Raw genomic sequence first — 14,760 nt, 5'->3', positions numbered from 1 at the left:
CGATTCATGACGCCTCACTTGTAACGCGTGGCGGCCGTGCTTCTGGACAGATTCGGCGCCATCGCATGACGCGCCGCTACATAGGACTCCCACTCAGAGAGATTCGGCAAGGAAGGAATGGTGATCAATTCACCCTGATCCAGACCCGACAATGCCGCGTCGACCATCTCCCCCGCTTCCATGACCATGTCCGCCGGAATCTGGGTCGCATCGATACCGGAACGCTCCCAGATTTCAGTGCGTGTTACGCCTGGCAACACCGCTTGAACCTGGACCCCGGTTCCCTCCAGTTCGGCGTTCAACGACTGAGTCAGGCTCAACACATAAGCCTTGCTCGCGCTGTACGTCGCGTTGAATCGCTCCGGAAACAACGCCACCACGGATGCAATGTTAATGATCGTCCCGCGACCGGCCTTGGAAAACCCGGCCGCCGCTGCCGAGGCCAGCCGCGTCACCGTGGTGACGTTCAGCTGAATCAACCGCTCCAGCTGATCCATATCCGCGTTGGCGAGCAAACCATCCGCCGCGACACCGGCGTTGTTCAGCAACAGGCTGATACTCGAATCGCTGCGCAGACGCTGCTCAAGCTTCAATACATCATCCTTTTGCGTCAGATCCGCCTTGAGCACTTCCACCTGAACGCCATGCGCGGCGCGCAACTTGCTCGCTGCTGCCTCCAGCCGATCTAGATCACGAGCCGCCAGCAACAAATCAAAACCACGCGCCGCCAACCGCTCCGCGTAAACCGCGCCGATGCCGGAAGATGCGCCGGTGACAAGGGCCGTACCTTGGGTCTGGACAGAATTCATGACAATACTCCTGGAGGATGCTTGAGGAAGGCGAGCGCCTAAAAATCAGGGCGCTTCAGCGAATGACGAATTTATTATAGGCATAATTTAAGCGCCATATGATAGCCGTAATTTTTTGTCCTCCGATGAAAGGCGTCAGATCACCCCATCTGCAGCAATATGCAAAAAGGCCGGTCAATGACCGGCCTCTTGGTGTGGATTTACAAGCTTAGTTCACTTCCAGCTTCTCGCGATTCTTGTCCAGAATGGCTTTGCCGATCCCTTTCACTTCCAGCAATTCGTCAACGGACGAAAACGGCCCATTACTCTCACGATACGCAACAATCGCCTTGGCCTTCGCTTCACCAATCCCGGACAACTCGCGCTGCAGAGTCGGCGCATCGGCTCCATTGAGATCGACCTTACCGGTTTGAGCCTTGGCGGCAACGTCCAGCATCAAGGGTGCCTTGGCAGCCTCCGGCGCCGCTGCCGGCGCAGCAATGGCCGCGATAGAGGCGCTAGTGAGCAGGGCAAAAACCAGAGAGTAGAAATAGCCAGTACGCATAAATGAAGCTCCATGACATCGATTGAGAAAGCAGCTTTTCCGAAGCTGCTCCCTAAACTTAGGCGATGTGATGGAGCTGTCAAAAATGTGTCCGTTACAGGATGTGAAACAATCAGGGCTCGAGACGGCGTTGCTGGTGGATCCAGTCGACGATCTCGCCGTCGGGGGTGTAGCCGCTGACCGTTTCGCGCAGGAGCTGACGCACGCGGGAGTAATCGTCCTCCTCGACCGCGAGCAACAACTCAGTCAAACGCCCTTTGAGCACGTCCCATGGCAAATGATCTTCGTTGGCGGTCATGATCATCGGATGTGGCGTCGCAGCGACGTTATCCCCGATCAGCAACTCTTCGTAGAGCTTCTCGCCCGGGCGCAACCCCGTGAACTCAATGGAAATGTCACCGTGCAGGTTCTTTTCCGAGCGGATGCTCAAACCGGACAGGTGAATCATCTTCTCCGCCAGCTCGATGATCTTCACCGGCTCCCCCATGTCCAGCACGAACACATCACCGCCCTGCCCCATGGAACCGGCCTGGATCACCAGTTGGGCGGCTTCGGGAATGGTCATGAAGTAACGGGTGATCTTCGGGTGCGTGACCGTCAACGGCCCACCGGATTTGATTTGGCTGTGGAACAACGGAATCACCGAACCGGACGACCCAAGCACATTGCCAAAACGAACCATGGTGAAACGGGTTTTGTTGACCCGGGATACATTGGCCTTGTCGCCAAACAATACCGGGGCGACTTCACGACTGAGTGCCTGAAGGGTCAACTCCGCCAGACGCTTGGTGCTGCCCATGATGTTGGTCGGACGAACCGCTTTATCGGTGGAGATCAACACAAAGTTGGCCACACCCGACTGCAAGGCAGCCTGAGCGGTGTTCAACGTGCCAATGACGTTGTTCAGCACACCTTCGGCAATGTTGTGCTCGACCATCGGCACATGTTTATAAGCGGCTGCGTGATAAACGGTATCTACGCGCCAGGTCTTCATCACATCAAGCAGTTTGTGCGGATGACGAATGGAGCCGAGGATGGGCAGCAACTTGACCGTTACCGACTCACGGCAGGCGCGTTGCTCCAATTCCGACAGGATGCTGTAGAGGTTGAACTCACTGTGCTCAAACAGCAGAAGCGTGGTCGGGCCAAGGGAGAAAATCTGCCGGCACAGCTCAGAACCGATCGACCCGCCAGCGCCAGTGACCATCACGGTCTTGCCTTTGATACAGCGCTCAAGCAAATCAGCCTGGGCTGGCACGGCATCACGGCCCAGCAAGTCAGCGATATCGACTTCCTGAATGTCTTCAACCTTGACCCGGCCGCTGGCCAGATCGGTGAAGTTCGGAACACTTCGTACGTGAAGCGGATAGCCTTCCAGCAGATTGAGAATTTCCCGGCGTCGTGCGCGGGTGGATGACGGTAGGGCCAGGAGAATTTCCTGGGCGCCGGTGACGTCGATCATCTGCTGGATGTGTTTGGGTTTGTAGACCTGAAGGCCTGAGATAGAGCGATCGGAGATGCTGGGGTCGTCGTCGATGAATGCCACGGGGCGCATCACCCGTCCCATGCGCAATGCAGCAACCAACTGATTGCCTGCCACGCCTGCGCCGTAGATGGCGACTTTGGTCAGGCCGTCATCGCGACTGGTGAACGGTACGTGCTGGGCGGCGGTGAACCAGTCGCCCATGAAGTATTGGCGCATGCACAGGCGCAGGCCGCCGATGATGACGAGGCTTAGCCACCAGTAGTTGAAAATGATGGAGCGTGGGACGACGGCTTGGTGGTTGCTGTACCAGAAAACGACCACAGCTAAAACGAGCGCAGAAAGGCTGACCGCCTTGATAATGGCTATCAACGCATCGTTGCCAAAGTAGCGCATGACTGCCCGATACATACCAAATCGAATGAATAGAGGAATCGCAATCACTGGTGCGCAGAGAAACAACCACAGGTGAGCCCTCAAAGGCTCAAGCAAATCGTCTATACCCAATCGAACCACGAACGAACCCCACAGCGAGATCCAGACCAGGAACACGTCCATGATCACCTGAATCAGGCGCTTTCTCTGGCGAGGCATTCCCAAAAGGAATATCCGCAGTTTGTCCATTCCCCTTCCTTCCATTTTTGATCTCAGTTAGTCCAAACCATGCAGGGATCGCACCACAGTCACAGAACAATTCCTTCGACAAGCGAAGCAGGCACCGAGGGTCCGGGCACGCTTCAGTATTCACTCTAGTCGCTAGTAAAGCGTAAAAAAGTAGAGATTAAACCTTCCAGACAGATAAAATGCACGCGTTGTGCGCATTCCCGACGGCCGCTCTATCATCCGAAATGATGTCAAGTGGATATCAGTCTTTTTTTAACATATTAAGAATGCAATTTTTAAACTCAAGATGCGAGGACGCATGGACCAGCAACCGCCCCTGTCCGGTAGATCAGACGCTGAGCTATTCGTCGAAACCTCAAGGAATTCACCGACGCCCCCTGAAGTAGCAATACTTCTGTGTACGTTTAACGGCTACGCATTTCTCAAAGAACAAATTGATTCCTTCATTGCCCAGACACATCAAAAGTGGACGCTATACATTTCGGATGATGGTTCTACCGATGGGACTCTTGCACTGCTTGAAAATTACCAGGATCTGATCAACGCACAACGCATACAAGTGTTCAGCGGTCCGCGTGCAGGCTTTGCTGAAAACTTCATGTCGCTGGTAAGAAACGAGAATATAAAAGCGGATTTTTTTGCATTCAGTGATCAGGACGATATCTGGTTCGATAACAAGCTGGAAAGAAGTATCCGACAATTGCAGTCGTTACCCGCCGATCTGCCGGCCCTATATTGTTCGCGAACTCGCCTTATCGACGAAAACCGCAGAATTATTGGTTTTTCACCTGACTTCAAACGAGCCCCGGTCTTCCAGAATGCGCTGATCCAAAGCATTGCCGGCGCCAATACCATGCTCCTCAATGGCGTAGCACGGGACCTCTTGAACAAGACCCCACACGCCATGACCATTGTCGCGCACGACTGGCTTACCTATCTCTTAACGACGGCCTGTGGCGGAAACGTAATCTACGACTCAGAACCGACGCTGGACTACCGCCAGCACGGTGGCAATGTCATCGGTGCCAATTCCGGCTTCAAAGAACGCATGATACGTATCGGTAAGTTGATCGACGGACGCTTCAGCCGCTGGAGTGATTCAAATGTGCAGATTCTTGAATTGCTTGAAGGGGAGCTAACACCCCTGAACCGGCAGATATTGAATGACTTCAAACAAGGACGTCAAAGCTCGATCTTCAAGAGGTTTCGCCTCATGAAAAAATCAGGTGTTTATCGCCAGACTCTGGCAGGTAACATCAGCCTCATTCTGGCCATCTGCCTGAACAAGATTTAGGTCGGCGCAGCGGGCACCGATACAAGGTGCCCTTTTCAAAAAGTGATACTGGCTCCGGTCACAGTTTTTTAATGAGATATTGGCACAGTCGTACGTAATACAGCGTGCGGGTTCTGAGTCGACCCAGCCATTTCTTGCCCAACTTGTGATAAGGCGCCTGAAACGCAAAATCACGAATCACCGCAGTGACACTCAACTCAGACGTATGATCTATGCCAGAGTCGATCTGGGCTAACAGCGTTGGCCTTACATGACGCTGGTCAACCTCCCTCGCGACCTCGGCACGGCTAATAAAGCCGCTTTCGATAGCTCTTCTAAGGCACGCCATCCAGACATGACCGTTTGGATTCTCGAGAGAGACCCAAGGTTGAGTGTTCATGTCGGTGTAATGCAGCAATGACGTCTGCCCAGCCGAGTAGTGCTCCAGAGAGTTCCATGTCACTGGCACCGAGTAGCCGATTTTCTTTGCAACGCTCATTTCGAACATCAATGTGCGGTATTCAAGCGCCCCACTGTCCAGATCAGCGACAATATCTTCTATCTTCCAGTTTAATCGCTCGCAGTCCAACACCATGACGCTGAATTGCGAGCGGCGGCCTTGAGTGCCGCTCTCTACCGTCAACAGGTGATTGTCAAAAAACGACTGGTTCCAAAGCCCTTCAATGTCATCAAAGACTTGCATGTCGGCGTCCATATAAATGGCTCGCCCTTTGAACTGACACAACTCCGGGATGAGGAACCGCTGAAAGGAAAACGGTGTACGGGCCCGGTTTTCCAGGCACTTAGGCTGAGGGATTGGTCGCTGATGGCTATAAATCGCCGACAGTTCGACCGGCAGCGAAGACCGCTCTCTGATCGAAAATTCCAGCACTCGCATTGGCAGCCATTCAGCCGGGGTGGCGGCTACAAAGACGCGGACCGGCGTCAGAACAGTGTTTCTAGCCATTTCCGTTGGATGATCGTCGGTCTGCAGGTTCATACCTGGGGCCCTCCAAACCGCCAGTCAGCAAGCTTCTGTACAGGCACGGCATTCAAGTATTCTCCACTGACCCTGAATGCAACACTTTCTGACAAGGACAGGTGACTGACCCCATCCGGGCTCATTACCTGGATGGACAAGGAATAGGGGCCAGGGGCCAACTCTGCGCCGCCCAACTGAGCGACCAGCCGACTGGCAGCGTCAGGCCAACTCAAGTTACAACGAGCTGAGTTCCAATCCATGAGAACACCTTGCGAACTGTCTCTTAAAAATACACAGACCTGAGCATTGGCAGGCAGCCTGGAAACATCGATATCCAGAGCCATTTGCGCGCCATAAGGGATAGTCTGTCCCGAAGGCAGTACGCTTCCATCAATCAACAAGTCAAATGACACCAGTTCCGGATTCAACACGTGACCGCGTTTCTTCTCGCTTTGGTCACCCAACTTGTCCTGGTAGATGGAAATGGCTTGTTGTATGCCGCCATCAAAAATGACCCGGCCCTTCTCAAGAAAGAAACCGCGATCGCACATGCGTGCAACTTGTCCGATGGAATGAGAGACAAACAACACCGCAGCATTCCTTGCCAGCTCATTGACTCGTTCATAACACTGCAGCCGAAATGAAAGATCACCCACCGCGAGCACTTCATCGATGATCAGGATGTCGGGCTCAATGACCGTGGAGGCAGCAAATCCCAGACGGGATTTCATCCCCGAGCTGTAAAATTGCACAGGGGAATCGAAAAACTCATTGAGCCCGGCGAAATCCTGAACAGCGCTAATGTAGTGTTTGAGCTCTTTGCCGGATTTCCCCATAAGCTGACCACGTACAGATACGTTGTCCCTGCCCGTCATGGAAGGCACAAATCCGGCACTCATTTCGAGCAGGAATCCGATTTCCCCTTTGCGAGAAATCTTGCCGCGGTCGGCAACGAGCTTTCCCGCTATGCACTTGAGTAACGTGCTCTTTCCTGCGCCGTTATGTCCCAATACTCCAAGTACTTCGCCTCTGCGCAACGAAACATTGATATCCCGCAGAGCCCAAAACTCAGAGTCGCGCAATTCAGTGGATGCTGCGCCTCGTGACAACGCCCCCCGCAGCAAGTCTTTAGATGCATATTTGACGGATGATTTCAGATCCCTGGAATACTTCTTCCACAAACCGTCGATTTCAAGCAAAGCACTCATCAGTTACCCATCCGTTCAAGAAGAATTGGCACCTGACGACTCAAGGACTTGATCAGCCAACACAGTACCAGAAGCGAAACCCCCATCGCGATCAACATCGGGAGCATATAAACAGACGCCTCACCGTGCAGGGATCGGGAGATGACCGCCAGAGGAGAGGCAATAGGGTTGAAAACATTCACCCAAAACAACGCGCCACTTTTTTGCTCAAGGGCCGCATAAAAAATGGGGGAAATCAGAATCATCGGCAAGCTGATTGAACTGAGGCCTTTACGCACATCGGCGTATAGTACAGCCCAGGGCGCCAACAGCAGGCCGAGCATGGTAGCCGATATCAACAAGGCAATCAGACTGCAGAAAAACCAAAGCCATGACGAGATATCCGTGGGCAACGTAAGCCCGAGTACAGGAACAGCAATCAGGATCAGTACCACTCTGATAACCAGCGCGATAACGCCCTCAAACGCAACGGCCAGCACGAAAGGAACGGGCCCCACATTCATGCCCTTGAGCAAACCACGATTGCGTCGAATGAATTCGGAAGTTTCCTGAACCATATGCATCCAGCACTGAAACAGTGTGATCCCGGCAAAGGCACGCAATACATCCCAGCTTCCTTCCACCGTGTGGGTGGCTTCACCGTTGAGTTGACGTTTTACAAAGATATAACAGCCGGCGTAAAGCATCGGGATGATTAGCGTCCAAGCATAACCCAATGCATGCTGCTTTATTTGCATGACAATACTGCGACGTGCCAGGGCTAAACTTGAGTTGATAATACTTGCGATCATAGTGACGATCTATCCTCAGCGCACAACAAATTGTGAAATTATCGAAAGAACTTGCGCTGCAATTTCATCCAGTCGGGCCTTTGACGCTTCCGGTTGAGACATATCCACCGCATAGCATTCAAGAAACCAATCTACAAAATTCTTGTATCTTACTTCCAACTCAGCTGCGGTACTGTTCTGAACATAACCCCAAGCCTCATCCAAAGTGGCCGGCGTCGCGTTGAATGTAACACAGTCGTACTCGACGCGACCGAAAGTGACAACGGGCTTGACTTGCAGCAGCGCCTCAAAACCCACGCCACTGTTAATGGTATAAACCGCAGTAGCATGCGCGATCAAATCCTGAACATTGGCTTCGCTGTAAAAAATGTACGTATCATCGACCATTTTCTCGAAAGGCTTCATGCTCTTCATGTTTGCAGGATGAGGCTTCAGCACCACAGTGACGCCATTTTCCTTCGCCCATTCCACCAACGACTCAACAAGCACTTGTTCCGAAAAATCGGAGAACAATTGAATCGATTGATCTGTAGGAATCTGCAGAGGAAAAAAAATATAGGGGCGCAGAGTGCGACGGGGGAACCAGCGGCCACCGATATCAAATGGTAACAAACCTTCATCAATCAACTGTCTCTTCGACTTGGCAGTTTGCTGGGCAAACTTGCTAGCCAAGCGACCATCCACAAGACGCGCTCGATATTCGTTAAAAGACGTTTGTGCCTTATCAGAGTTGATATTTCGTGCAACGGGATACACGCTGGACGCTGCACTCCATCCCCGCCCATCGACAACAAAAGCCCATCGAAAGAACTCTTGCATGTAAAACAACACCGGAGTCTTGCCATCCAAAAAGTTCAGGTGACATCGATGGGGAACAAACGCGAGAGCAGCGCCATCCGCGTCAATTCTTTCACGATCGATTTCCCAGCCTGGCAACTCGATAACATTGACGGTCAGACCGGCACGCTCAAGCGCATTAGCCATGCGCACGGCAAATTCCTTCCAGCGCAAACGCAAATCGATAACGTCATCACTGACCACGGGAAACTGGGTTGACGTTGCCGGCATCCTCTTCCAGGGAAGGTCGAGTCTGGGAATGTAAAAGGCAATAGTCCGGGTGGACGCTTCCAGGTTCAGGGACCGATTACTAAGGCTCTGGAGGTACTTCCCTTCTACTGCCGTGGCTATCCGTGAACGAATCCATTCATTGGCAAGTGAGTTGTCTACAGTAAAAAACTCTTCAGCCAGATGATGGCTAATGGTACGTTTTTGCGCGTCGTCGCATAGCAGGTTCTGAAGCAGAAAAAAACGCAAGTCATAAAGTTTGAGACCGCCTTTGCCGGCCCAGAGAATGCTGGAAGTGGAAAATGTCCAATCGGCATATTTACGCTTCAAATTGTAAAACTTGAGCTGATCGGCATATGCGTTCATCTGCCTGAAAAACAACCTTTGATCGACGAACCATTCTAGAGAGCGCTCAACAACGCCCTTGTCGATTTCGCTGGAGACTTCTCTCAGCAACCGAATAATCCCTTCCGAAGGAGCCAGCCAGATAGACCCCGTAGCAATAGCCAAATGCTCTGGCTGATCCTCGGTCAGGTTTCGCCGAACAATAATGACGTCGGCGTCTGTTTTGTTCGAAAAATCAAAATCAAACGGATTAACCACCAACGAATCAGCATCAATACTGAACACAGGAACAGAAAATACAGACAGAATATTGGAAAGTTGCAGAAAGCGGGCACTGGCGTAATAAGCGCGCTGCTGATCTATATTCAGAGCTGAAAGATCAATGGTTTCGAATGATACGCTGAGTCGTGTCGACACCAAACAGCCAGACAGGATTCCGATACGGCTCACAGTGTCCGCACCGGGATTGATGACGTGTAAAAAGAAGGTAGCACCTGGAGAATACAGATCTACACTTTTGATCAAAGAGATGGCATAACCGAGATAACCCGCGTCACAGGCAGAAAACAGTAAAAGGGGCTCATCACCGCTTACTTCCGGAGCGATGAACCACTGCACAGTCCGATTAACCATTCTCACAACACCTTGCCAAAACACATTTTAAAAATCCAATACAATATAGCATCGAATACTCACCACAATTTCTCCACGCCTGAACCATGGCGAGCCTCTACTTTTTGCACACATTCAGACGTTCGTTGTCACGCTCCAAAGCAGACCGCTCCAGCACAGGATAGAGATCATGCTGCTGTTCAAACCGATTGGCACCGGCCTCTAGCGCCAACAAAAGTAAACCGCTGCCGACACACGCGTCCATATGGTCTTCGTCACTGAACAGACTCCAGTCTTTCATGTAATCCAATTCCGGTTTATCGAGATCGATAAAGGGAATCTGATATTTCGTGGAAACGCGCAACAGGTCGTCAACGTGCTGTTGAAGGCCATACTTGACCTGAAATGCATAGAGATCCGAGCGTACTGGCGGTTGAAACAACACGATCTGGATACCATGATCACGTCCCCACAAGGCAAACATGTCAAACAAACCATCCCACGGGGCGTTGCTCGAAATATCCCTCAGGCGTTGAACCTTGATGTTGTCATTGGTCACTTCAGGCAGCATTTCGGCCTTTTCGGTCAGGGCCTTGAATTGCCCCTTTTTCTCACCGTTTGCCTCAAGTTTTCCAAGCAAAGGATCAGCTTGGACAGGCATTGATTCCTGTGACCTCGGCAACAAGGACGAGAATCGAAACTCACTTCTGTGCCAACGCATCTCCGGCTTCCAGCTTGCCATTGACGCGTTGGTCAGCTTGGCCGCCTCAGCAAACACCTGCTGGCAACCTGGCACATCACTTGAGCACAAGGGCGCCAGGGTTTTAAACAACGGGAGGTACTTAAGATGGTCAGGCTCGACAACCAACCTGCCGGGACGTCGCAGCAAAAAAGAAGCTTCGACGTAAACCCGCTTCAAATTTGGAAACTTCAAGCGCAAGATTTCTGCCTGAAGCAACAATCCATAAGTAATTTCGTTGTACGTATTTCCGGCCCCCACGACCGCATCCGGCACACCGAACTTGCTGGGGCGCAGCACCTTACTGCGTGAAGTACCGACGTAGCCAGAGGTCACCTCAGCCGGATCGGGGTACTTGCCAAACAAGGCAACGTTCTGAATCAGCAACTGATTACCCAGTTCCCGCCCCGATATCGTCATGTTCGGCAACGCCGTCATCAACGCCGAAGCACTTTGCATGACATCCGGTTGTTTGAGGGATTCACGATAACGAACGGCAACTTCCAGGCCAATAAACCCAATGACCACCAATACAGCCGTCAGTACGTATAACTTGAGCAGACTGGATCGCGTCAACCTCAAGCTTTTAGAATTGAAAGTATATGAAGTCATTACCGTCTACATAATAGATGTAAGAGAAAAGAACCAACGAGGCAAAGCCGAATGCCGCCTGCCAGGGAAAGGCGTTCGTAATATCATGCTGATAGGTCGTGCGGTGAACAAACCATTGCAATGGCAGGTAAAGAAGCAGCAACTCGAAAAACAATGGCGCGAGCTTCGTTTGAGCCCAGCCCGAGGCGGGAACAACGATGCGCTCGAGCATCATCATTGCGTCACCCGCATTGGCTGCACGGAAAAATATCCACGCGACAAAAACCACCGTCATGGTCAACAACCACGCAACCGGTACCCATTGCAGCACTCGCTTCAACGACAAGGGCAAACCGCTATTCTCGAACCAGCGATTAATGGCCAGCGCACCACCGTGCAAACCACCCCAGATGATGAAATTCCAGCTGGCGCCATGCCACAATCCACCCAGCAACATAGTCAGGATCAGGTTTCGTTGAATTTTCCATTTGGCCTGGGTGCGCGAGCCACCTAGCGCAATGTAAAGGTAATCTCTCAACCAGTTGCTCAGGGTGATGTGCCAACGGCGCCAGAAGTCCTTGATGGACAGCGATGAATAGGGGGCATTGAAGTTGTAAGGCAGCACATAACCGAAAAGCAACGCCGCTCCCAAGGCCATGAGCGAGTAGCCCCAGAAGTCGCACAGGATCTGTACGCCAAACCCGATAACCGCGAAAAGATTGTCAAGCCCGGAGTACTGGTCTGGCGCCTTGAATATGACGTTGATAAAGGGAGCTATCCCGTCAGCGATCCCGCACTTGAGTGCTAGGCCGGCGATAAAATAGTAGAGGCCGTTGTAGCAATGAGCGCCATCCAGTCGTTGCTTCACGTGTATCTGAGGCATGAACTGGCTTGCCCGACAGATAGGGCCGGCGATGAGGTGTGGAAAAAACAACACGAAGATGGCGAAAACGACCGGGTTCTTCTCGTGCTTGAATTTTCTCTGGTAGACATCGACCTGATAGGAAATCAATTCGAAAACATAGAACGAAATGCCGAGCGGCAGGATCACCTTCAGCAAACCTATTTCAAACGAAGGGTCCTTGAGTCTGGCGACGTACTCAATATTCTCCAGAAAGAAATTCATGTACTTGAAGTAACACAGCAATGCGAGATTCAGCACACACGAAAGAATCAGCCAACCACGCGTTTTGGTGGCCGAGACCTTGCCGGCAATAAGCCAGTTGACGGCGATAACCCCCAGCAACATGAAGCCGAACTCTTTGCTCCAACTCATGTAGAAATACAAGCTGGACAGCAGCACGATCCATTGCCTGCCGCGCAATGATGGGCACAACCAGTAGAAAGCCAGGGTGATCCCCAGCAAAATTACATATTCCATAGAGTTGAATAACATCGCCACCAATCCCACATCATCTATTTATTTTTTTGCATAACAAAATTATTCAACACCTGCAACCGCCTCAAAAAAAATCCATGAGGCCTCAACACACGCTAACCGTATCAAAAATCGTGGTCAGTTGTTGTTCGAGCTTATGAAGCGAATAGCGCTCAGAACAATAAGACTGAGCTATCTCAACAGCCCGCTTTCTAGCGTCTGTCGAGTCAAGATATAGTACCAACGCTGAGTACCAATCTTCGTTTACCAAGACTCCAGCGCCTTCCGGAATAATCATGCTGTAAACCGGAATATTCGACGCCACCACGGGAATACCGGCAGCAGAGTATTCAAGATATTTCGTGGGAGCCTTGCAAAGATTGAACTCCTCATTGACCAATGGAGCGAGACCAATATCCCAGTTCAACCCAGCCAGGACTGATAAGAATTCAGTATAAGATTTGTTGACTTTATGGCTTTTGACTCTTTCTCCAAAACGCAAAAGACGCTCGGGCATCTGTATCGTCCCGAATACTTCAAAGTGCAATTTCGGCTGCTCTTCGAGTAATCGCTCAAGCACCGGAACCACCAAATTCAGATCTTCCTGGTGCCCTTTTGATCCCATGTACCCAATAGTCTGGTACTGCCGCTCTTGTCGATTAACTGTCACCCGTTGCCCCATGTACGGAAAATACTCTCCAGTAAAAACATGTTGCCTCGGAAACAGACTTTTGAGCAGTTCGGCAAGATGAGGGGTCGATGCATAAATCAGGTCACATTGCGCCAGCAAATTTCGACGCGCATCAATGACATCTTTAGCACCTTGACGCTTCTGAATTTCGGCCCCTAGAGAAGGGGGTAGCTCAAGCAAGTTATCGTCAATGTGATAGATGACGGGAACATTCAGTGCTTTAAAGAACTTGAGTATATCCACACCAAACGGTTGACCATATCGAGTAAATATGACCAACTCAGGTTTAAAGCTATCGTTCCACTGTTCCCAGCAACCAGCCCCCTTTTGCGAAACTAGTTTTTGCGACACCACAGCGACATTGACCTCTCCTCGCTGATGCATCTCGCGCAGAGGGATATCAAAGCTAATGAAATACGTGGCATTCACCTGCTCTGTGAATATAAGAATATTCCTCCCCTTCGGGTTCCCGTCGAGGAGGACATCAAACTCATTCAGCGCGATGATATGGCGCTTTTTGAAAAGCGCCTTGAGCAACGTAATCATGCGTTTGAAGCCTTTTGCCCGTTAGAGTTGTTGGCTGGGAGCCTGGCTTCGTAGTCCTTGATAACCTGCTGACGGCGCCGCTTGGCTTCGTAAACGGCTTTATGAGGAACATAACCGGCAAGCTTGTCCCGAGCCGCATTCTTCTTGTCCCAAAGACTATGGAGAAACGACGGAACAAGATGACGATATTTGATATCACGAATCAATGAAGGTCGGAAATAACCAAGATCGATCTCTTTTTGGATTTCCGCCTCGGTCAACGCCCCATTTTTAAGCATCAACCGAACTTCCGCAAACCATGGCCCGGCGTTTTTATTTGCACAAGCAGACCAGGGCTGAGTATAAACGTCGGTGTAATGAATCAACCGAGTGTCTTTATCCAAATGCTCGAGGCTGTTCCACTCAAAAGGCACGCCATACTTGACGTATTTTTCCTCAAGAATGATCAGCTCCCACATCAGCTGGTCATAATCGTACTTGCCCTCATCCATTTCTTGAACGATGGTTTCGATTTCCCAGTCCAACTGTTCACAGTCAAGCAGCATGACGGCGCATTGTTTCTTGCGAGTTTTCGGCGCTCCAACCTTGTCGGTCGACGCTTCGGAAAACTTGACTTCTTGCTGGATTATAATTTTCGCACCGTCGAACGGAATGTTCCACAACTCACGAATATCGTGAAACACCAACATGTCTGCGTCCATGTAAATGGCCTTGCCCTTGTAGCCGCAAAGCTTTGGAATGCAGAAACGACTGAATGAAAAACCGGTACGTTGACCATTGCGCGGATCCAGTGGCTCGGGAACTGGGAGATCCAACATCGGAATGACTTCAACATTTGCAGTCGTGTGGCGTTTGATGGAGTATTCAAGAACAGGAACGGCGAGCAATTGCGAACGATCGACACCTACATATACCCGTATTACTTCGTCACCATCAACCATGGGAAATTCCTCTTAAAACGTTAGCACTCTGAAAATCAACTATCGACCACCTTACAAGATGCCTATAGCGGACCGGATACTCATTTAAAGCTCTGGTCCAAGGCTCTGCAGGGGTGACGTTGCTGGAGCACGCATAGC

12 protein-coding genes are annotated in these 14,760 nt (G+C 51.2%); 1 reads left to right on the top strand and 11 read right to left on the bottom strand.

The features are described from left to right. Positions 1-14: 14 nt before the first annotated feature. The 3 genes from PSH88_RS08660 to PSH88_RS08650 form a co-directional block, all read right to left on the bottom strand. A complete protein-coding gene (locus PSH88_RS08660) occupies positions 15-809 on the bottom strand; it encodes an SDR family NAD(P)-dependent oxidoreductase (protein WP_305425827.1) in 795 nt (264 codons plus the stop codon). 208 nt (positions 810-1,017) lie between these two features. Beyond that, positions 1,018-1,353: a ComEA family DNA-binding protein gene (locus PSH88_RS08655; RefSeq protein WP_048395905.1), complete on the bottom strand. Its 336-nt coding sequence runs from the start codon at positions 1,351-1,353 to the stop codon at positions 1,018-1,020. Positions 1,354-1,465: 112 nt separating this feature from the next. Continuing rightward, complete coding sequence (locus PSH88_RS08650) at positions 1,466-3,460, bottom strand: polysaccharide biosynthesis protein (RefSeq protein ID WP_305425825.1); 1,995 nt, start codon at positions 3,458-3,460, stop codon at positions 1,466-1,468. Positions 3,461-3,758: 298 nt separating this feature from the next. Between PSH88_RS08650 and PSH88_RS08645 the strand changes: the two genes are divergently transcribed. Continuing rightward, a complete protein-coding gene (locus tag PSH88_RS08645) occupies positions 3,759-4,754 on the top strand; it encodes a glycosyltransferase family 2 protein (protein ID WP_305425824.1) in 996 nt (331 codons plus the stop codon). A 58-nt stretch (positions 4,755-4,812) separates the two neighbouring features. Here PSH88_RS08645 and PSH88_RS08640 read toward each other — a convergent pair whose 3' ends face one another. The 8 genes from PSH88_RS08640 to PSH88_RS08605 form a co-directional block, all read right to left on the bottom strand. Next, positions 4,813-5,733, bottom strand: coding sequence for a glycosyltransferase (locus PSH88_RS08640; RefSeq protein WP_305425823.1), 921 nt, complete (start codon positions 5,731-5,733; stop codon positions 4,813-4,815). Next, a complete protein-coding gene (locus PSH88_RS08635) occupies positions 5,730-6,923 on the bottom strand; it encodes an ABC transporter ATP-binding protein (protein ID WP_305425822.1) in 1,194 nt (397 codons plus the stop codon). The genes PSH88_RS08640 and PSH88_RS08635 overlap by 4 nt, the downstream gene beginning before the upstream one ends. Then, positions 6,923-7,714 (bottom strand): ABC transporter permease, encoded by a 792-nt coding sequence (locus PSH88_RS08630; RefSeq protein ID WP_305425821.1) that lies wholly within the window; start codon positions 7,712-7,714, stop codon positions 6,923-6,925. The genes PSH88_RS08635 and PSH88_RS08630 overlap by 1 nt, the downstream gene beginning before the upstream one ends. 15 nt (positions 7,715-7,729) lie before the next feature. Next, on the bottom strand, positions 7,730-9,757 hold the full coding sequence (locus PSH88_RS08625) for a capsular polysaccharide export protein, LipB/KpsS family (RefSeq protein WP_305425820.1): 2,028 nt from the start codon (positions 9,755-9,757) through the stop codon (positions 7,730-7,732). Positions 9,758-9,854: 97 nt separating this feature from the next. Continuing rightward, entirely contained in the window at positions 9,855-11,087 is a 1,233-nt protein-coding gene (locus tag PSH88_RS08620) for a hypothetical protein (RefSeq protein WP_305425819.1), read from the bottom strand. Continuing rightward, positions 11,062-12,462, bottom strand: a complete 1,401-nt coding sequence (locus PSH88_RS08615) for an MBOAT family O-acyltransferase (protein WP_305425818.1) — start codon at positions 12,460-12,462, stop codon at positions 11,062-11,064. The genes PSH88_RS08620 and PSH88_RS08615 overlap by 26 nt, the downstream gene beginning before the upstream one ends. Before the next feature lie 88 nt (positions 12,463-12,550). After that, positions 12,551-13,681 carry a glycosyltransferase gene (locus PSH88_RS08610; protein WP_305425817.1) on the bottom strand — a complete coding sequence of 377 codons (1,131 nt, stop codon included), beginning with the start codon at positions 13,679-13,681 and terminating at the stop codon, positions 12,551-12,553. Then, a complete protein-coding gene (locus tag PSH88_RS08605) occupies positions 13,678-14,622 on the bottom strand; it encodes a glycosyltransferase (protein ID WP_305425816.1) in 945 nt (314 codons plus the stop codon). Before PSH88_RS08605 ends, PSH88_RS08610 begins: the two co-directional genes overlap by 4 nt. Between the last annotated feature and the right edge of the window lie 138 nt (positions 14,623-14,760).

The sequence above is a fragment of the Pseudomonas wuhanensis genome (genome assembly GCF_030687395.1).
GTDB classification, from domain to species: domain Bacteria; phylum Pseudomonadota; class Gammaproteobacteria; order Pseudomonadales; family Pseudomonadaceae; genus Aquipseudomonas; species Aquipseudomonas wuhanensis.
Note: the sequence above shows the minus strand (reverse complement) of the source record. Positions and strands in the feature narration are given on the sequence as shown.